Origin of the sequence: Streptosporangium nondiastaticum (genome assembly GCF_003011965.1) — a bacterium.
GTDB classification, from domain to species: domain Bacteria; phylum Actinomycetota; class Actinomycetes; order Streptomycetales; family Streptomycetaceae; genus Streptomyces; species Streptomyces nondiastaticus.
The window spans coordinates 1-18,620 of sequence record NZ_PXWG01000051.1; the positions used below are offsets into that span (position 1 = coordinate 1).

General features: G+C 71.3%; 12 protein-coding genes. 5 read left to right on the forward strand and 7 right to left on the reverse strand.

The window, feature by feature from the left end; translation table 11 throughout:
• Window positions 1–126: 126 nt before the first annotated feature.
• On the reverse strand, window positions 127–555 hold the full coding sequence (locus tag B7P34_RS19290; protein WP_106678089.1) for an ester cyclase: 429 nt from the start codon (window positions 553–555) through the stop codon (window positions 127–129).
• Window positions 556–635: 80 nt separating this feature from the next.
• Here B7P34_RS19290 and B7P34_RS19295 point away from each other — a divergent pair, with 80 nt between their 5' ends.
• Both B7P34_RS19295 and B7P34_RS19300 read left to right on the forward strand, forming a co-directional pair.
• Window positions 636–1,316, forward strand: coding sequence for a TetR/AcrR family transcriptional regulator C-terminal domain-containing protein (locus tag B7P34_RS19295; RefSeq protein WP_223268002.1), 681 nt, complete (start codon window positions 636–638; stop codon window positions 1,314–1,316).
• A 148-nt stretch (window positions 1,317–1,464) separates the two neighbouring features.
• Entirely contained in the window at window positions 1,465–2,001 is a 537-nt protein-coding gene (locus B7P34_RS19300; RefSeq protein ID WP_106678091.1) for a hypothetical protein, read from the forward strand.
• A 125-nt stretch (window positions 2,002–2,126) separates the two neighbouring features.
• On the opposite strand, the gene B7P34_RS19305 is transcribed toward B7P34_RS19300, so the two are convergent.
• From B7P34_RS19305 to B7P34_RS19330, 6 genes are all read right to left on the reverse strand, one after another.
• On the reverse strand, window positions 2,127–3,260 hold the full coding sequence (locus B7P34_RS19305) for a hypothetical protein (protein WP_106678093.1): 1,134 nt from the start codon (window positions 3,258–3,260) through the stop codon (window positions 2,127–2,129).
• Between the two features lie 8 nt (window positions 3,261–3,268).
• The gene (locus B7P34_RS19310; RefSeq protein ID WP_106678095.1) at window positions 3,269–4,864 is read right to left on the reverse strand and encodes a cell surface protein; all 1,596 of its coding nucleotides are present in this window, start codon (window positions 4,862–4,864) and stop codon (window positions 3,269–3,271) included.
• Window positions 4,865–4,931: 67 nt separating this feature from the next.
• Entirely contained in the window at window positions 4,932–6,053 is a 1,122-nt protein-coding gene (locus tag B7P34_RS19315; RefSeq protein ID WP_106678097.1) for a hypothetical protein, read from the reverse strand.
• A complete protein-coding gene (locus B7P34_RS19320; RefSeq protein WP_189382894.1) occupies window positions 6,050–9,688 on the reverse strand; it encodes a hypothetical protein in 3,639 nt (1,212 codons plus the stop codon). The genes B7P34_RS19315 and B7P34_RS19320 overlap by 4 nt, the downstream gene beginning before the upstream one ends.
• An 11-nt stretch (window positions 9,689–9,699) precedes the next feature.
• On the reverse strand, window positions 9,700–11,916 hold the full coding sequence (locus B7P34_RS19325; RefSeq protein ID WP_106678099.1) for a hypothetical protein: 2,217 nt from the start codon (window positions 11,914–11,916) through the stop codon (window positions 9,700–9,702).
• Between the two features lie 20 nt (window positions 11,917–11,936).
• On the reverse strand, window positions 11,937–15,116 hold the full coding sequence (locus B7P34_RS19330) for a DUF6603 domain-containing protein (RefSeq protein WP_106678101.1): 3,180 nt from the start codon (window positions 15,114–15,116) through the stop codon (window positions 11,937–11,939).
• Between the two features lie 633 nt (window positions 15,117–15,749).
• Here B7P34_RS19330 and B7P34_RS19335 point away from each other — a divergent pair.
• The 3 genes from B7P34_RS19335 (at window position 15,750) to B7P34_RS37550 (ending at window position 18,617) form a co-directional block, all read left to right on the forward strand.
• Window positions 15,750–16,502, forward strand: a complete 753-nt coding sequence (locus B7P34_RS19335) for a response regulator transcription factor (protein ID WP_106678103.1) — start codon at window positions 15,750–15,752, stop codon at window positions 16,500–16,502.
• A 248-nt stretch (window positions 16,503–16,750) separates the two neighbouring features.
• On the forward strand, window positions 16,751–17,479 hold the full coding sequence (locus tag B7P34_RS19340) for an SDR family oxidoreductase (protein WP_106678105.1): 729 nt from the start codon (window positions 16,751–16,753) through the stop codon (window positions 17,477–17,479).
• A 778-nt stretch (window positions 17,480–18,257) separates the two neighbouring features.
• The gene (locus B7P34_RS37550) at window positions 18,258–18,617 is read left to right on the forward strand and encodes a hypothetical protein (protein ID WP_189382897.1); all 360 of its coding nucleotides are present in this window, start codon (window positions 18,258–18,260) and stop codon (window positions 18,615–18,617) included.
• Window positions 18,618–18,620 lie beyond the last annotated feature (3 nt).

Genomic DNA, 18,620 nt, shown 5'->3' on the forward strand with positions numbered 1-18,620 from the left:
GGGACCGATCCGGATCGGTCCCGCCCCCTCCGCCGGTTCGATTCGGCTCAGAACCGGGTCAGTCCGGCGGCAAGACGACCGCGGCGATCACGCAGGAGCCGGCCGGCGGCTGCACGCCCCGGCTGTTCAGTCGGCGGTGGGCCAGTCCCAGCCGAGCTGGAGGAAGAGGCCGAGTCGGTCCGAGACGCAGCGCATGTCGCGGATGAGGCCGTCGGCGACGGTGAAGACGAAGATCGCCTCGTTCTCGAAGGAGCGGCCGGTGGGCACGGGCATCCGCGGGTGCGTGCCGGAGCTGGTGCCGCTCTGGGTGATCCGGGCGACGACCTTCTCGCCCTCGGCGATGAGCTCCTCGACCGTGGCGCGGTAGGGCTTCAGCGCCTGGAGTTGCGTGGCGATGGCGGCGAAAGCGGCGCCGGGCTCGTCCGGCTCACCGTGAATGACCTTGTTGTGGTCGACGACATCGGCCGCCAGGTAGTCACCGAGGTCCTCGAGCCGGCCCTCGTTGAGTACGGCGAAGAAGCTGTTGACCAGCGCCTTGTTCTGTCGGGTGTCCACCCCGACCCCCCTTCCTTACGGTGTAAGTCTGCGTTGCCCGTTACTATCGCCTTACGGCGTAAGGAAAGTCAAGGGAGCGCATGATGGAGCCGACCGGTAAACGAACAGGACTGACGCGGGAGAAGGTGCTGCGCGCAGCCCTTGACGTCGCCGACCGCGACGGCATCGACAAGCTGTCCATGCGCCGGCTCGGCGCGGAGCTCGGCGTCGAGGCGATGTCGCTCTACCACTACCTGCCGAACAAAGCGGCTCTGCTGGACGGCCTGGTCGAACTGGTCACCTCAGCGGTACGCCCGGACAACGACTCACCGGCCGGCCAATGGCCCGGGCGGCTGCGGGACTTCGCCGTCGCCTTCCGGGCCGAGCTGCTGCGCCACCCCGGGGTGATTCCGCTCATCGCCACACGACCCGCGCGCTCGGCCGCTGCGCTGCAGGCGGTGGAGGACACCGCGGCAGCACTCGGACGCGCCGGAATCCCACCCCTCGACGCACTGCACATCATCAACTCCGTCGCGACGCTGGTGACCGGACACTGCCTCGCCGAGGCCGCAGACACCCCCGGCCACCCCGGACAGAGCACCGAGGACACACCCGGCCTCGCGGCCTTCCCCGTACTGGCCACCGCCGTCGCCGAAGGACTCGGCACCCCCCGGGACCACCAGGCTCGCTTCGACCTCGCCCTCGACGCCCTCCTCGACGGCCTCCAGCGCCGCCGGCCCTCCACTCGTACAAAGAACCGGCCGACAACAGCCCCGGACTGAACCGCAAGGCGTCAGCCTCTCCCGTTGCGAAATGCCGCCTCCGGCGATCGGCCGGACTCCTCCTGTCCCTCCACCCCCCGCTCCAGCATCCTGTGGCGTGCAAGGCACCCACGACGAGCACCCGCTCCGAGCGAAGGGAACAGGAACGATGAAGAAGTCCTCCCAGCTGATGACGGTGCTGGGCATCGGCGGCCTCGTGGCCGGCAGCCTCCTGACGGCCTCGTCCGCGTCGGCGGGCACGAACCGCACCTCCGTCGTCGCCGAACGGCACCTCACGACCTCGCAAGACGTGGTCAGACAGACCTCGTCCGGGGTGCTGCTCAGCACCACGGGCGGGGCGCCCACGACGGTGATCTCGGAGACGGTTCCCGCAGGTTCGTGGGTGCTGTCCTCCAACGCGACGCTGGTCAGCTGGGAACCGAGCGACTACACCCGCTGCACTCTGTATGCGGGCGAGACTCCTGTCGGCGGAGCGACCAGCATGATCGGCAACGCCGCCACGGGCGCGGGCAGCGGGGTGTACGCGGCCACGGTCGCCGCCCAGGGCGCCTTCTCCAGCACGGGCCCGACAACCGTCAGCCTGCGGTGCGGACACGACACCACCCGCACCCGCGCTCCCTACGTCGACCCGGGCGCGACCCTGTGGCTCCACCGGAGCGACGGCCTGGGCCAGGCCAAGCGATAGCCGGTCCCGGCAACCGGGCAGCCGGGCCCCGGGGACGCGATGGACACGTCACCGGGGCCCTGGCCGGCCCTGCCGGCCCGGGAACCGTGCTTGGCCGGCGTTTGCCGCCCGCCTGCGCAGAGCCGTCACCCGCCAGTAGCCTCCCTCAGCTCGCCGGTGCCGAAGGGAAGCCAGGTCAGGGTGTGCGTGCTCGGGGTGGTGCCGGCGCGTGCGACGGTGACTGTGGAGCCTTTGAGGACGACTGCGGTGAGCCGGCTTCCGGGGTCGCCGGGGGCCCGTTCCGCCTGGCGGGACTGGATGCTCGTGACGTGGCCGGTACGCCCGGACGGGGCGACCGTGACCGTCAGTGTGGGAGGCGGGTCCTCGGTGTCGGGCACCTCCTGGTCGGCACGGACGTGCCCGACGAGGAAGCCGTCGGTCTCTGCGGTGTAGGTGAGTGCAGTCGCCTCTCCGAGGTCGAAGGCGGAGGAGATGCGGGTGAGGACGGTGTGCCCGGTGACGGTGAGGTCGTTGACGACGAGGTCGGGGCGGGCGACCGTGACCATGGTGCTCATCGCGTACTCGGCGGCGTCTTCGCCCTCCGTCACCTCCACCACGAGCGTGAACGCGGTGTCGCGGTGCAGGGGCGGGGACTTCCAGTAGCGGACTTCGGTGACGTCGCACGGTGCGCCGTCGTGCAGCATCGTGTAGGTCGCCCCGGGCCGGGAATCGCCCCGCCAGGTCAGCTCCGCCGGGGTGCCGCTGCCGACGAGGATCGTCTCGGGCCGGAAGTCGCCGGTGGTGAAGCCTGCGGGGACCTTGGCCAGGGGCCATTCCCCGGTCCCGGGGTCCGGGGCGTCCTTAATGTGCTCCTCGACGGTCAGCTTGCTCGTGCCGACCGCCGCGTTGATCTCGATGTGGGCCAGCCCCAGGTCCAGTTGCCCTCCGGGCGGCAGGGTCGCGGAACGCTTGGGCGTCAGCACCGCCGATCCCGGGTTGTCCTCGTCCAGTTCGAACCGCCACTTTTTGTTGTCGTCGTCGTCCTGCTGCGGATCCGCACTGCCGGGATTGTTACTGAGGTCGCCGGGCCCGGTGCCCACGGGAAAGGTGAACCGGACCGATTCGACGTGGACGGCGCTCTGCTGGTGGTTGGTGACGGTGATCCACAGGGTCGCCTTGCTCGGCGTCGATCCCTGAGAGACCTGGATGGGACTGGGCCGGCTCACCACGTCGTAGGTGAGCACGCAGGTGCCGGTGCCGTCGAGGCGTCGGGGTGTCATGGCCGTGCTCACCCCCACGCGGGGGCGACGGTGACGTACGCGTACTGGGTCAGCGTCAGTCCCAGCGGGAATTCGACCGGGTCCCCGCCGCCGACCGGCAGTTTCTGCACCGACGTGCCCAGGTAGCCGGTGACGAAGAGGTGCTGTCCGTCCGGTGACACGGCGACCGACGACAGCCGGCGGTCCGGCAGGCCGGCGATGTCGCCCACGTGGGTCGCGCTCGGGATGTCGATGACCTTCACCTTGGAGTCCAGGTCGACGGAGTACAGCTGCTGCGAGTCGGGCGAGGCGGCGACCGCCATCAAGTCCCGCCCGACCCCGACGGGGATGGGCTGCCCGCCGCCGACCGTCCGGGCGATCATCACGAAGCTGCTGCCGGAGGAGGGGTTGGTGATGCCCAGCACGGAGCCGTCGGGGGTCAGGGCGAGCTCCGTCGGCTTCGATCCGCCGTCGAACCGGCGCGTCACCGTCGCCGTCACCGGGTCCACGACCGCCACGTCACCGGCCGACCGGCAGCTGACGTAGAAGCAGCTGCTGTCGGGCGCGGCCACGACGCAGGAGGCCTCCTCGCCGATCTCGACGGAGCGGACGGCGCCGCTGGTTGGGTCAACCACGTGGACGGCCGTGCCGAAGACCGTGGCGACGCAGGCGGCTGACCCGTCGGGCGCGACGGCCACCCGGTACGGCCACTGGTCCTGCAGCGGCACGGATTTCGGGGCGCCGGAGGTGATGTCGACGAGGGTGAGGCTGCCGTTCGTACCGCTGGTGGCCTTGATGGGCGTCAGGGCGAGGAACCCGTCGGGGGAGATCGCGACGCCGCCGGGGTAGGAGCCGACCTGTGTCTGCCGGATCTTCTGGCCCGTGGCGGCGTCGAACACCCACAGGATGCCCGCGGTGTCGTCGACGACGCCGACGAAGGTGCGGTAGGGCCAGCGGTCGCGCAGCGCCTTCGTACCGGACGTGACGCGGTGGGCGTCGGGGTCGGTGTCGCACTCCGCGTAACGCTTGCCGTCCGGGGCGATCAGGTAGCCGTTGCGGGTGGCGGGGTGGTTGAACGCGGCCGCGACGCCGCCGTAGACCCCGGAGTCGGGGTAGTCGGCGTTCGCCCAGCCTTCCTCCAGCGTGCCCTGTTCCAGGACCTCGTCCGTCTGCAGGTCGTAGTTGACGAACCTGCCGCCGCGGAACAGGTACACCGTGCCGTCGGACGCCGCCATGCCCGCGTCCACGCCCTGGGTGAAGTCGGGTGCGTCCTTGCCCAGGCCGGGGAACTTGTCGCCGATCTGCACCGGGGCCGAGCCGCCCACCGGTTCGTTCTTCGCGATGTCGTAGAGCACGCACGTCGAGCCCTTGAAGAAGTAGACGCGCTGCGTGTCGGTGGAGCACGTGGCGTCGACGCCGCCGAGGTAGGCGGACGGGAGCTGGGGCCAGAGCTCGCGGAGCGTGTTCCCGCGCTGCGGCGGAGCCGTCGACGCCGCGTCGTAGTGGACGGCCCAGCCGCCCCGGAGCATGTAGACGGCGGCCGGAGCACCGCCCGAGTCGGGGACGCTGAACGCCGCGTTGATGCCCGCGGGGGTGAGGTCGGTCGTGCCGGGGGTCTCGCTCATCGCTGTGGTTCTCCTGAATGCCGGGCCGGTGAAACGGTCGTGACGGTCGTGGACGGAGCGGTGCTGTTCACTGCTCGATCGGGCGCAGCGGTCCCGTCCCGAAGGGGAACCACGTCAGGGCGGCGGTGAAGGCCCCGCCGTCGGTCTTCTGCACCACGCTCACCGTCGAGCCCCGCGGGACCGGGACCAGCACGCTCGCCTCCTGGTTCTCGGTGCCGCCGCGGACGTCCCAGGACTGGGTGGCGAACTTCTGCCGTTTGAGGTCCGGAGGCGTGACGAAGACGTTCAGGGTGGCGGGCGCGCCGCTCTGGTTGGTCTTGATGTAGCCGGTGATCACACCGTCGGTGTCGGCCGCGTACGTCCACGTCCCGCTCGTGGTGCCGCCGGCGACCTCCTGGGGCCGGCCGAACAGCCGGACGACGCCGTTGGCGTCGAGGCTGCCGACCTCCAGGTCGGGCACGTCGACGGTCACGGCGGTGGTCAGACCGTAGGTGACGGGTGATCCGGCCTCCTCCGTGGAGCCCAGCAGCATGAAGGCGGTGGCCGTGTGCAGGGGCGGCGACGTCCACTCGCCGTTGCCGTCGGTGATGTATCCGTTCACGACTTCGCGCTGATCGCCGTAGAAGAGTTCGTAGTCCGGTCCGTCGACGCACTTCCAGGTCAGGGTGACGGTCTCGCCGTTGGGCACGATGGTGCGGTCGGGCCGGAAGTCCTCCAGCATGGCGCCGGCGGGTGCCTTGACCAGTTTCCTGCCGCCGCCGGCGCGCTCGCGCAGCGCTCCGCCGGCGGAACCGGTCGTCTCGCCGATGCCGAGGGTGGCCGTGCCGGCCGCCTCGTTGACCACGACGTCCGCGAAGGTGATCACGATCCGTTCGCCCGGCTTGAGTTCGGTGCCGGGTTCGGTGGGCCGTACGTGGAACACTCCCCCGCCGCGGTGCTCGGTGTGCCAGCCGGTGGTGCCCGCCACGCGTGCCGTGATCGTCTCGGGGGTGGCCGTCAGGGCGTGGGGCTCCTTGCCCGCCGGGATCGTGATGGTGATCGTGTCGCAGGTGACGGAAGCGGGGCCGGGATTGGTCGCGGTGATCCGCAGCGTGGCGCGGTCGTCGGCCCGGCCGTCGGTACGGCCGTCCGCGCTGACGTGCAGCAGTGCGGGGCTGGTGTGGACGGTGTAGGCGAGTGCGGTGGTCATGACGCGCTCCGGGGGGACTGGGGGGCCGCCGGGCCTTGGACGGGTGACCGTTGTGCGGTGTCACCGGGGCCGTCGGGGTCGTCGGGGTCACCGAGCGCGCCGGACAGCTGGAGGAAGCCGTGCCGGGCAGCGGCGGTGGTGTCCGTGAGGGCCAGCGCGGCATCAGGCGTGGTGAGGGGGTAGGAGGTCCAGCCTGCGGGGGCGGCCGTCGGCTGGGCCCACTGCCAGGTGCCGCGCCGGCCGGACGGGCCGGGCATGACCAGGTGTTCGGCAGGAGTCGCGCCCTGCTCGTCGGCGGTCACACGGCTGCCGGCGAGGAGCGGCCCCATGCGGAACGCCAGCTTCATGCGTCCGAGGGGTCCGCGTACCCAGGTCGGCGGCAGCAGGAGCCGTCCTACGGGGAGGATGTCGGTGACGGCGTGGACGGCGGCCCAGGGGTCGGCGAGGAGCGTGACCCAGGCGGCGGTCTCGTCCGCGGCCCGGCCGGGCGGGACGGGGGGCCGCGCGGGGACGGCGATCTCGTGACCGTCGATGGGGACCGCGTATCCCGGCCCCCGGGTACCGGCGGGCGGTTCGGCGACCGTGTGCAGGCGGGTGTAGTCGGTGCCGAGGAAGAATCCCACGAGCCCGTCGCTGAGCAGGTCCGCCGCGCCCAGCCGGACGTTCCACGGGTAGTCGGTGAACTCCGGGGCCGGCGGGGCGACGACGTCGTCCCAGGACGAGGCGGTCATCGGCGGTCCGTCGAGCTCGAACTTGAGCCGGGCGCGCAGCAGTGCCACGGGACGGCCCACCAGGGCGGCCAGGCTGTCGTCCTCCTCGGCGCTCGCGGTGGCGGACATGCTGTGGTCGACGGCGGTGAGCAGTTCGGCGAAGGCGTCGGGACCGGCGGTCAGGAGCTCGGTGACGAAGCCGTGCAGGTGGGGCAGGTCCGCGGCGAAGGCCTGTCCGGACGGGGTGTCCGGACGGGGGTCGGGGTAGGGCGAGCCGGGCAGCGGGTCCCAGTCGGCGACCTGCTGGTGGGTGGTGTTCAGCACGGTGCGGATCTCGCCGAGGGCCGTGCCGTCCGGGGCGTGCACGAGCAGCGACCGGGAGAGGTGGTTGGCCACGAGCCAGCCGCAGACGGGCGTCTCGCCCCGGGCCTCGCCGGGGCCGGCGTCGACGTCGACGCGGTGGTGGTCGTCCCGGGTGGAGACGAAGTCGAAGCGCAGCCGGGTGGGCTGGAGCAGGCGCGGGGGCAGTTCGGCGAAGCGGTACGGGTTCTCGGGGATCACCGTGATCTCGGGGGTGACGCTGTCGGCCCGCTGGAGGGGGAACTGGAGCACGTTGTCGGGGCTGATGACGGCCAGGGAGCGGCCGAAGCGGTCGACGACGTGCAACTGCTCGAAGGCGAGCTGGGCCGCGCGGACGGGCCGGAACTCCCGGCCGGTTCCGGAGGCCGGTCCGGGGTCAGGGATCTCGCTGAGGGAAACGCGGGAGCTGCTGTTGTCGACGAGGGCCGCGAGGTGGTCGGTGGGGACGATGTTCGTGGAGACGGTGTGCTGGGCGAGCCAGTCGTTGACGCCGTCGATGCGCTGGGAGAGCAGGTCCCAGTCCCCGGCCTTGGCGCGTAGTTCGCGCAGCTTCTCCACGGGCCCGTGGGGGTGGCCGGCGGTGTGCTGGGCGAGGCGGGCGCGGGTGTTGAAGCCGGGGAGGGGGTTGAGCAGGGCCCGTCCGGTGAGGGTGCCCGGGTCCTGGGCGTTGTCGCCCCGCCAGCGGTAGCGGGTGCCGTCGAACCGCCAGTTGTCCTGGTCGCCGGTGCGGTAGGGGGTCGGGTAGCAGTTGAGCTTCCAGATGAGGTGCAGCGGGGACCAGGGCTGGCGCCACTGCCGCGTGAAGCGGGCGAGGGTGCCGGTGACGTGGGTGTCGGCGTGGGCGAGCGCTTCGTTCAGTGCCGTCTTCTCCGGATCGTCGCCCGGGGAGACGGCCGCGAGGTCGAGGAGGAAGAACTCGCCGAGGAGGGCGGCCACGGCCGCGGTCTCGGGCAGGCCGGTGAGGTCGGGGGCGGGCGGTTCCGCGGGCGGCTGCGCCATATCGCCGCCGACGCGCACGGCCGTCACCGTCTCGGCGGCGGTGCGGCAGGCCAGGTCCGCTTCGTCGGTCAGGGGGCGGTCGAGCTTGGCGCCGCGGACGATGACGGAGGGGTCCGGGGTGCTGTGGAAGGCGGGTTCGGCGACGCGCTGGAGCTCGCGGCCCGGCGCGAGCCCCTTGTCCTCGGCGTAGGCGGCGACGTCGTCGGCGAGTTCCTTGGCGGTGTCGCCCCACGGGATGCGCGAGCGCAGGCCGCCGTCGCCGAAGAGGGCGTCGAGTCCGGCCCGGACCTTCCCGGCGGCGGAGTCCTGGTCGGTGACGTCGAACTGGGCGTCGCACGCCCTGTCCCAGCCGTCCGGCCGGGTGGGCCGGCCGCGCAGCCACCACAGGCCGTAGAGGCGGCGCTGGTCGTGGGCGAGGGCGCGGGAGGCGGCGTCGTGCTCGGCCTGCGTGGCGTTGAGCTCGTCCAGCCACGCCTGCTCGTCGGCCGTCTGCCGCGGGGTGAGATCCGGCGCCCGGCTGCCGTCGGGCTGCGGGCGGTCGACGATGCGCCAGGTGTAGCCGCCCTGGTCCGCGCCGAACCAGGTGCGGCGCAGGGCCTGGTCGAGGGCGGTGTCCCCGTCCTCGTCGAGGACCTCGAAGAGGTCGTACGAGAACGCCTCCCACAGCAGCGCCGCCTCGGGGTCGTTCAGGGCGGCCGGGTGCAGGGCGGTCTCGGCGTCGGTGGCGATGTGCCCGACGGCGACGTCGATGCCGGCGGTGCCCTCGGGCTTGTCGGACTTCGGACGATCTCCGTCGGCGTCCCAGGACAGGCCCAGGGCGGAGCCCGCGTACAGGGACCGCGCCGGGCGGAAGGCGCTGTCGGTGGTGGCCCAGCGGAGGGACTCCAGCAGGGCCCGGATGTCGCCGCCGGGCGGCGCGGCCAGGATGTCCCAGGTCCGGTCGGAGTACCAGCCGACGACGAGGTAGCTGAGCAGGGCGGGACCGTCGAGGTCGGCGAGCGGGTCGTGGAGGGAGAAGACGTCCTCGTGGTAGGGCTGGTACGTCGCGAAGGTCGGCAGTCCCGGGCCCGCCGCGGTGAGGAAGGGGGCACGGGCGGACCGTTGTTCGGGCAAGGGGCCGTCGGCGAGGTCGTGGGAGCGGCCGATCCAGGCGGGCGTCAGCTTCGTGGCCCACGGGTCGAGGAACGGGGTCGTGGCGTCCTCGTCGCTGAGGTAGTCGCTCTCGACGACCCAGCCGGCGACGGCGGGAGCCGCCCCGGGCTGCCCGGCGGGGCGGCTGTAGCGGACGACGAGCCAGCGGTTGGGAACGTAGGGGAACGTCACCCGGCCGGCCGGGCCATCCTGCCGGCCGCGCCGCAGCGCGTCGGGCAGCAGCCACTGGAGGTGGATCCCCTGGCCCGGCTTGGCGGAGGCGCTCTGGAACGGGTCGGGCTCGGGCGGCCGCCGGTCCTCCAGCCGCTCGAAGTCGGCGTACCAGCGGCGCCAGGTCTCGTTGTCGCGCACGCGCTTGTTGACCAGGAGCGCGTCCACCTGGACGGGAACGATCAGGGGTGACGGGGAGGTCATGCTGCTGGTCCTTAACTCTGGCCGGCGGGGTCCGGGGTGAAGGCGATGCGTTGCGGGGCGTTGACGAGCTCGACGGCGAGCGCGCCGGGGCCGAGGGGCGCGTCCGGGTCGAGCTGTCCGGCGGCCCGGAGTGCGGCGGTCATGGCCGGGACCAGCGCGTCGGTGCCGGTGCCGACGTCGAGGATCTCGGGTGTGCCGCCCTCCCCGGCCGGGCGCAGGAAGCGGCTCATGCCGGCCTCGCCCTCGGGCGGGAACGCCTGGCGCAGCGAGTCCCCGACGGGGTCGGTGAGGCGGCGCAGGCCGATGCGGTCGCCCTCGTCGATGCCGAAGTGGATGCCTTCGTGCGGCTCGCGGAAGACCACTTGGTCGGGTACCCCGTCGACGAGGCACAGCAGGAGGTCGGGGCCGATGATCACGCGGTGGACGATGTCCAGGAGCTGCGGGTCGGTGCCTGCGGGGCCCGTGCGCTGCGGCTCGATGACGACGTCGGGCCAGCCCTTGACCAGGGCGGAGCGCATCAGGAGGCCCGACAGCCGGCGCGGCGGGTCCAGCGTCTCGCGTGCGATGTCGTTGACGGCCGCGTCGAGGGAGGTGCCGATGCCGGTGCTGAGCACGCCGTCGCGCAGGGCCGCGCACCACTGGGCGTCGACGTGGAAGAAGCGCAGGCTCTCGGGCGGCAGCATGCGGGCGTCGGGCACGAGGTGGCCGAACGGCGTCGCTGCCAGGAGCGCCACTTGGTCGAGTGCGCCCGCCAGCGGGGCCAGCGGCGCGGCGAGGGCGGTGCGCAGCAGTGCGCGTGTCGCGCCGGTGCGCAGGTGGTCGTGCAGGGCCGCGGCGGTACGGGGGCGTGGTACTCCGGTGGCGGCCCGGCGTGGTGCGGGGGTGGCGGCCGTGCTGCCTGTTGCGGTCGGGGTGGTGGCGGCGGTGTGCAGGCGGGCGCTGAGGCCGTCCTCGATCAGTTCGTGGAAACGGTCGCGGGCCGGGTGGGGGCCCGTGCGGCCCCTCGTGAGCGCCCGGTGGGCGAGGCGGCGCGAGCGGGCGCGGAAGGCGGAGACGGTGGCGGCCAGGGTGGCGTCGGACAGGGCGAGGGCCCGGCCGAGGGTGAAGGCGGACGCGTAGCTGACGTCGAAGACCCCGGTGTCGGTGAGGTAGATGAGCGCCTCGTCGGCGTGCTGGTAGTGGCCGCTGCCGGGGACGGGCACGGTTTGGGCGATGCCTGGGGTGAAGGGTCCCCGGTACCAGGCGAAGGAGTGTTCCCCCGAGGGCAGGGCGTGGTCGACCGGGACGTAACCGAGGTCCAGGCGTTCGGTGGCGGGGTTCGCGGCTGCGGTTGCCGTCGCCTGGGGGCGCAGGCGCAGTCCGAGGCCCGCCGGGTCGTCGGCCATGTGCCGGATCAGCGTGGCGAAGTGGGCGTTGGCGTCGGGGGCGGCCTCGAAGGACCAGGCGCGCAGGGACACCATGCGGACCACGGACGGGCCGGGCCGGGTGCCGTCGAGGTGGGCGGCGAAGCCCTCCAGGGAGACGAGGTGGGCGGCGTAGCGTCCGGCGGTGCGGGGGAAGCGGTTGCCGACGACGACGGCGTAGTCGCCGGCTTCCAGTTCCTCCCCGCCGCGGCGGACGCGGGCGGCGTGCCGGTCGGTGACCTTGCGGACGTGACAGAGGTGGGTGAGGTCGGTGCGGCGGGGGACGAGGGCGGCGAAGATGTCGGCGGGCACGTCGATGGTGGCGCAGGAGCTGTCGTGGAGCTCGGGCGGGACCTCGGCGTCGAGGGTGATGTCGGGGGCGAGGACGTCGCCGGTGGTGGTGAGGAGCTCGCGGACGGTGCGGGTGCGGACGTGTCCTTGGGCCTTGGGGTCGTCGGGGAGTTCTTCTTCGGCGAAGAGGAGCAGGGCCAGCCAGGGCAGGCCGGGTTCCGCCGGGTCGAGGGCGCGTTCCCAGGGGAGGATCAGCCGACTGAGGGTGATGTGCGGCAGGACGTACTCGAAGGCGCCGCTCGCCGCGGGGGCGGGGTGGAGGGCGTGGACGAAGGAGTCGTCGAGGGTGAACTGCGGCGAGCGGATCTCGAACTGCTGCCGGGCGGCGGGCAGGTTGTCCGAGCCCACCTTGTCGCCGGAGACGGTGTGATCGAGCGTGATGGTGTAGAGGCCGCCGGGTGCGGCCGGGATGTGGTTGTCGTGGAAGTGGACGCTGAACCGGGGGGTGTCCCCGGCAGCGGCGGGCTGCGTCATGGTGGCTTCCCTCGCGCGGTTCAGATCGTCAGGGGTTCGGCGGTGAAGGCGCCCGCGGCGGCGAGCTCGGCGAAGCCGTCCAGGCTGTCGTGCGAGGGCGGGGCCACGCCGAGGCCGGCGAGCTCGGCGTAGAGGGCGTCCCGGGCGGGCGCGGCCGGACCGGCGATGCCGGTGGCGATCGCGCCGATGCTGGTGGGGTCCTGGCCCTCCTGCCAGGCCCGGGGCTCAGGGCCCGTGGGCGGGTCGGCCGGGGTGATCGGCAGGGCGTGGCTGGGATCGAGGTCTTCGAAGCCGAGCGAGACGTCGGTCATCTCGCCGGGGGTCGGACCGTCCTCGGGGCCGGGCACGGTGACGCTGAGACCGATGATCCGGTCCGGCAGCAGGGCGGACGACCCGGTGTCCGCGACGGTGGGTTCGCCCGTGCCCCACAGGGCCTGCGGCACGTTGGTGGTGACCGGCTCGATCGTCCAGCGGCGCTGGACGGGGTCGAAGCCCGGGTCGTCCCCCAGCTCTACGGTCAGCATATGCTCGGAGGCCAGCCCCGTCGCGTCCATGGGCCGGATGTCGAGGGCCGGCCCGTCGAACTCCTTCGTCGTGACGGTGGCCTTGGAGGCGGGCACCGGTGTGGCGGTGGAGAAGGAGAAGCCGTCGGCGGAGACGACCCAGCGGTCGTCGCCGTTCGCCCGGCGGCGGGACTTGACGGCCTCCTCCTCGGGCAGGATGCCGGTGATCGGGGTGATGCGCAGCATCTCGTCGCGAGCGGGGAGCTGTTCCTGGAACTCGGTCCAGCTCACGTCCTTGATACGAGTGTCCGGGTCCGCCCCGAAGGACACGTCGAAGCTGATGCACCACAGGTGGACGGTGGCGATGCCGCCGACGGGCGGGCCCCACAGGTCGAGGTCGACGCCCACCTCGCCGCGGACGGTGAAGAGCCACAGGTCGACGGCGAAGCCGATGCGGACGCCGATGCCGAACCGGAAGTAGAAGGGCTTCCACTGGATGAGGGCCTCAAGCCGGGCGGTGAGCCAGGCTTCGACGATGCCGGCGTGGAAGGACACCTCCAGCCTGCCGCCGACCATGAAGGCCGAGGGGGTGAGGGCGGTGTACGCCTCGCCGCGGACCGTGACGCAATTGGAGATGCCCCAGGTGTAACCGAGGCGCGGCACGTCCGGGTAGTGGTCGGGCCGGTCGTAGCCGGGTGCGTAGCCGCCGAGGCAGAAGACGAAGTCGCCTTCGTGGGGACCGCCGAACCAGGTCCGGTACGCGAGGCCGCCCGTCAGCCGGCACTCGGGGTCCAGGACGTAGGACTCCGGGGTGAGCTCCGCCGCGAGGGCGAGCATGTGGTCGCGGGAGGTGTACAGGGCCTGCATGGCGAGCTGGATCCGGGCGATGGCTGCGCCGGAGTCGCGGCGTACGGGGAAGGAGGCGGTGGCCAGGCCGAGGACGGCGACGGTGAAGTCGTCCCCGAACTCGACCAGGGCGAGGACCTTGCCGTCGACGAGGCGGAAGACGGTGAAGTCGATGCCGAGCGCGAACCAGATCTGCCCCTGCGCGGGACTCAGCCACGGCAGGCGGTCGCCGGAGCCGTCGAGGAGGTCGTCCAGGACCTCCAGCGGGGGCCGTTCCGTGCCGGCGCCCAGCTCGGCGACGAAGGGGAAGGCGGGCGTCTCGGCCGGGGCCGGCACCCGGACCGAGCTGTTGTAGCCGAAGCCGGCGGCGATGCCGCGCACTTGGAACGGAGGCGGTCCCAGGCCGTTGCGGCCCGCCAGGACCCCGTAGAGGAAGAGCGACGGGTAGCCGCCTTCGGCACGGGCGTAGGCGCCGAGGACCTTGACGCTCACCACTTTGGCCTCGATGACGGCCATGCCGGCGAACAGCATGTCGTAGGGCGACTGGGCTTCCTTGACGAGGAACGCGCCGCCGATCCGGACGGGGGGCCGGTCGTAGGAGAGGCCGAGCCCTTCGAGGGTGGCCCGGAAGTCCCAGGCGCCGTCGGCGAGCCTGATCGCGAATCCCAGCTTGGACGCGCTGAGTTCGATGCCGCCCGCGTCGACGGTGGCGTCGATGGTGACCCGGGCCGTGCCGTCGCTGTAGGACAGCGCGATCTCGGAGAGGCGGAGGGGCCCGAAGGCGGCGTCCAGGGGGATGCTCGCCTGCGCGGGGACGTCGTCCTCGTCCGCCTTGGCGGTGAGCTCCGCGCGCGGGGGCGGGGTGGGGGCGGGCCCGGGCTTGCGCCGCAGCGGGTACACCAGGCCGTAGTTCTTCTCCGAGAAGGCGGTGGCGGCGGTGACGGCCAGCGACGCCCCGGCGGTCAGGGTACGGGTGGGCAGGCCGAGCTGGACGCCCGCGCTGCTCATCAGGTCGTTGAGGGCCTTGACCTTGCGGACCTTCATCGCCGCGGAGAGGTGGAAGGCCTGGAGTCCGGCGAAGACGAGGTCGTCGTCGATCGGGGCGTACTCGCCGACGGACGGCAGGTCGGCCAGGCCCGCCTCGTACTTGCCCTGTAAGAGGACCATGCGTAACCGGGGGCCGGGCGAGCCCGTGCCGGCCTTCTGCGGGAGGGAGGCGAAGGCGAGTTGCACGTACTCGGTGGCGGCCGAGAGGACGAACGCCCGCTTCTTCTTCTCGTAGGCGAACGCGACCTGCTTGAGGACCGGGACGAGGGCGGGCGGCAGGTCGGCGGGGGCGGTGCCCAGGGCGTGGGCGATGTCGTCCCAGGACAGCCCGTCGTCGGAGGACCAGTCGCCGATGAGGGCCCCGCCCTCGTAGGAGGCGGTGAACGTCATCGTCTTGGGATCGCCCCCGGCACCGGTGAAGGCGATCACGAGGGCGGCGGAGAACCCTTGTGCCCCCGCCGAGAGTTGGAGGTGCGGGGCGAACGGGTCCTCCTCCCCCGAGTCCTCCTCGGTCGCCGGGAGCGTGAAGTCCAGCATCAGCCCGGTGACCAGCTGGAGCGCGTCGACGGTGAACGAGACCTCCACGGGGCAGGGTCCCTCGACCACGGTGAAGGACAGCGTGCCCGCGACGGTCACCTCGCCGCGGTTGGGCACCGCCGCGTTCACGGTGAGGTCGGCCGATGACAGCCATGTCTCGAAGAGCGGGCCGACGCCGGGGATGTCCCCGATGAGGTCCTGCGACAGGACGAAGTCCCGGCCTTCGTCGGGGAAGAGGTCGAGCAGGTCTTTGAGCGAGAGCGCCATGAGTTCTCCCCGGCCTTGGTGGAACGACTTCGACACCGTGCGGAATCATGGCATGCACGCAACGTCACCACGTCAGGCATAGGCCACGATTCCCTGCGGTAGCAGATTTTTCCAGCCATGGGAGAATCTGCGCATTCCCCTGCCATATGCCCTGCGCACGCACGCGATGCCCAGGGGTGGCCGCAGTCGGCGGGTGTCCCGACGGTGCCGACGGACGACGCGATAGTGCCGGGCGGGTACGAGCCACCGGCTGAGACCGACCGGCGAGCGCCGCGGGCACGCTTGGACCAGGATGAGGGCTTCGGCCTGGTCCTGGGCCTGCCTGCCGACCGACCAGCTGGCCCGGTGCCGGTTCCGGGCCGGTTCCGGGCCGGTTCCGCTGCCAGGGGCGCGACACGGCGAGCCGTACGGGGCTCGCCTCCCACTGACGTACTCGCTGCTTCTTCAGCTCTTCAGCACAGGGCGGCGTGCACCGCCGCAAGACCTTCAGCGAAACGAAGGCGCAAGCCGCCGTCTGCGGGCCGTCGCAGCCCAGGTCGGCCGGCCGGAGCCCCCGGGAGGTGAAACCCGCGAGGGCTCCGTGGCGCCGCGCGTCCCCTTGTGCCCTGAGGAGGCACCTCCCAGACTCCTTTCATGGCACAGCTTCGCGTGCGGGACTACGAGCACATGCTGGACCTCGTGGTCGCAGTCCTCGGGAACGCCGACCCGGAGTCGGCGTGGCCATTGATCACCAGCCATTTACGAGAAGCCTTCGACTGCACCGCGGTGACGTTCTCCGGCCTGTACACCGCTGAGCGCGTTCTTCGGACGGAAGCCTGGGCACCGGAATCCCACGGCCCCCTTGCCTTGGAATTCACCGAACGCAATCGCACCCCGGACCAGCACCCCATGGCACTCCACGTGGCATCGGGCGTCACAAGCCCGTTTATCCTGAGTCACGTCAGCGAGAGATGGCGGCATTCCGAGTGGTACGACTCAGCCCGCTATCACGGGGGCGGGGAGAAGCTCTGCCTGCCCACCCCCGGTGTCCCGCAGGCGTTGCGCGCCCTCATCCTGGGGCGGGACGTCGAATTCACCGAACGCGACCTCGCTTTGGCAACCCGCATTCAGCCACTGGTCCTCACCGTCGACAGCCACGCCCGCGAGCTCCGCCGCCTCCGCAGCGCCGCGCCGCTTCCTGTTCCCGCCGGGCATGACCTGACACCACGCGAGCTGACGGTGCTGGGGCTGCTGGCGGAAGGCCTGACGGCCGAGGGCATAGCCCGTCGTCTGCTCATCTCCCCGCATACCGTCAACCGTCACCTGGAGAAGATCTACCGGAAACTCGGTACCAACAACCGGGTGTCCACCGTACTGCTGGCGAAACAGTCGGGGCTGGTGCCGTGAGGGCGAGGTGATGCGCGGCACCGGCCGGGGAGAGGGAACAGCAACCGGCCCGACGGCGGTCACTGCCGATTTGCGCGCCGTCATCTCAGGCGACTCGCCGGATCACGGCCTGAGGCACGAATGTCCTGCAGGCGGCTTCTGTCCTACAGGCGGCTTCCCGTACGGCCGGTTCTGGCCTCATATCAAACGCCTGGGCATAGTGACCATGTGCCAAGTTTCAGATATGTCTCCCGGCGAAAGGGCATGTGATGAAGTTCGCGGTCATCGGCGGCACCGGACTGATCGGATCGCAGGTCGTGAAGGATCTGAACGCCGCCGGGCATGAGGCGGTACCGCACTCGCAGTCCACCGGAGTCGACGTCATCAGCGGCCAGGGACTGAACGAGGCGGTGGCGGGGGCCGACGTCCTCGTCAATCTGACGAACTCCCCGACCTTCGACGAAGCCTCCCTGACCTTCTTCCAGACCTCGATGGACAATCTTCTGGCCGCGGGCCGGAAGGGTGGAATCCGGCACTTCGTCATTCTCTCGATCGTCGGCGTGGACCAGGTGCCGGAGCTGGACTACTACCGGGCCAAGGCGCTCCAGGAGGACATCCTCACGGCTGGACCGGTCCCGTACTCGATCGTCCGTGCGACGCAGTTCATGGAGTTCATGGACGCCGTCCTGTCCTGGACGGCCGACGGCGACACCGTCCGGCTGCCCGCGACGCCGATCCAGCCGATCGCCTCCGAAGACGTCGCCAAAGCAGTGGCAGAGGTCGCCGCGGGCGCCCCGCTGAACGGCATTCACAACGTCGCCGGCCCCGAAGTCTTCCCCTTGGACGAGCTGGGCAGGATCACCCTGTCCCACAAGGGCGACAACCGCACCGTCGTCACCGACCCAGCCGCCGGCATGTTCGCCGCCGTCAAGGGAGACGTCCTCACCGATATGGACGCTCACCTCGCCCCCACTCACTACACCGACTGGCTCTCCTGAACCCCTCTCACCCTCCGCCTTCCCGCTCGGCCAGTCATAGATCCAGATAGCCGACGAGTGCCCCTCCCCCACCCTCATGGGGACGGGGACCGGCTCGGCCCAGAGGATCCCGCGAGCCGCGATGAGTCCTGCGACGGCCAGTGGTCGCAGTGTCGAACCCGTTCATGAGGAGGACTTCTGATGCGCGGCGTGACCTGTTCGATGGGTGTCTCCCTTGACGGCTACATCGTCGGGCCAGACGGTGACTTCGACTGACCGCACCCGATGAGCAGGTCTTTCGCTTCGTCACCGACGAGATTCGAGGAGTCGGGGTCCATCTGCTGGGACGACGGCTGTACGAGACGATGCTGTACTGGGAGACCGCCGACCAGGACCCATCGCTCGACGACTCAATGCTCGAGTGGGCCGCGGTCTGGAAGCCCGCTTCTCTGACCCAGGGATTGCCTCGGATCAAGACGGTGCGAGAGGAGAAACGCCGACGGGCATTGGGGGCAGAGCTGTTCCTGCTCTACGTCCGGCTCAACGAGCTGCTGGTGGCGGGGGACGACATCATCTCGCAGCTGGAGCGCTACGTGAGGTACCCGGGGCCAGGCGTGGGTAACGGAGATGATGCCTATTTCCATTCTCCAGGGCCAGGCATCGCCAAGAAGCTCGCGAGGCAGCAGGTCAGCCTCTCCCGGACCGTCGACCTGCTGGCCGATAACGGAGCCGTGCAGAGATCATCGAGACCGACGCCTACAACCAGCTTGAGGCGCTGGCACTGGGCAAGCTGGACGCCGTGCGCATCCTGCAGCGCATTGTGGGTGGCGGAGCTTTGCCTCTTGCCCCCACCCGTGAAGACCTTGTAGCCCTGATGGACATCGTTTCCGCACGCCGGAATCTCCGCGAGCAGCGGGCTGTCGTCGCGGGCCTGGTCCCCCGCTGGCGCGAGGAGGCACTCATGCTGGACACCTCTTGGGGGCCAGAGGAATACGCCAAGGTCACCCGCTACCTCCGTGAACGCAAGCCACGCGAGCAGCTCGACCAGATGCGTACCGCGCTGGCCGCATTGCGGACCGCCTTGGAAGAACACTTCTCCATTGCAGATGTTCTGCTCGATGTGGGGAACAGACGCCTGGGCGGCGAACGCATGGCCTGACGG

Excerpts from the sequence above, each read along its gene's own strand:
- B7P34_RS19295 (WP_223268002.1), top strand. The coding sequence starts at position 636 with ATGATGGAGCCGACCGGTAAACGAACAGGACTGACGCGGGAGAAGGTG.
- B7P34_RS19300 (WP_106678091.1), top strand. The coding sequence starts at position 1,465 with ATGAAGAAGTCCTCCCAGCTGATGACGGTGCTGGGCATCGGCGGCCTC.
- B7P34_RS19305 (WP_106678093.1), bottom strand. The coding sequence starts at position 3,260 with ATGACACCCCGACGCCTCGACGGCACCGGCACCTGCGTGCTCACCTAC.
- B7P34_RS19310 (WP_106678095.1), bottom strand. The coding sequence starts at position 4,864 with ATGAGCGAGACCCCCGGCACGACCGACCTCACCCCCGCGGGCATCAAC.
- B7P34_RS19315 (WP_106678097.1), bottom strand. The coding sequence starts at position 6,053 with ATGACCACCGCACTCGCCTACACCGTCCACACCAGCCCCGCACTGCTG.
- B7P34_RS19320 (WP_189382894.1), bottom strand. The coding sequence starts at position 9,688 with ATGACCTCCCCGTCACCCCTGATCGTTCCCGTCCAGGTGGACGCGCTC.
- B7P34_RS19325 (WP_106678099.1), bottom strand. The coding sequence starts at position 11,916 with ATGACGCAGCCCGCCGCTGCCGGGGACACCCCCCGGTTCAGCGTCCAC.
- B7P34_RS19330 (WP_106678101.1), bottom strand. The coding sequence starts at position 15,116 with ATGGCGCTCTCGCTCAAAGACCTGCTCGACCTCTTCCCCGACGAAGGC.
- B7P34_RS19335 (WP_106678103.1), top strand. The coding sequence starts at position 15,750 with ATGGCACAGCTTCGCGTGCGGGACTACGAGCACATGCTGGACCTCGTG.
- B7P34_RS19340 (WP_106678105.1), top strand. The coding sequence starts at position 16,751 with ATGAAGTTCGCGGTCATCGGCGGCACCGGACTGATCGGATCGCAGGTC.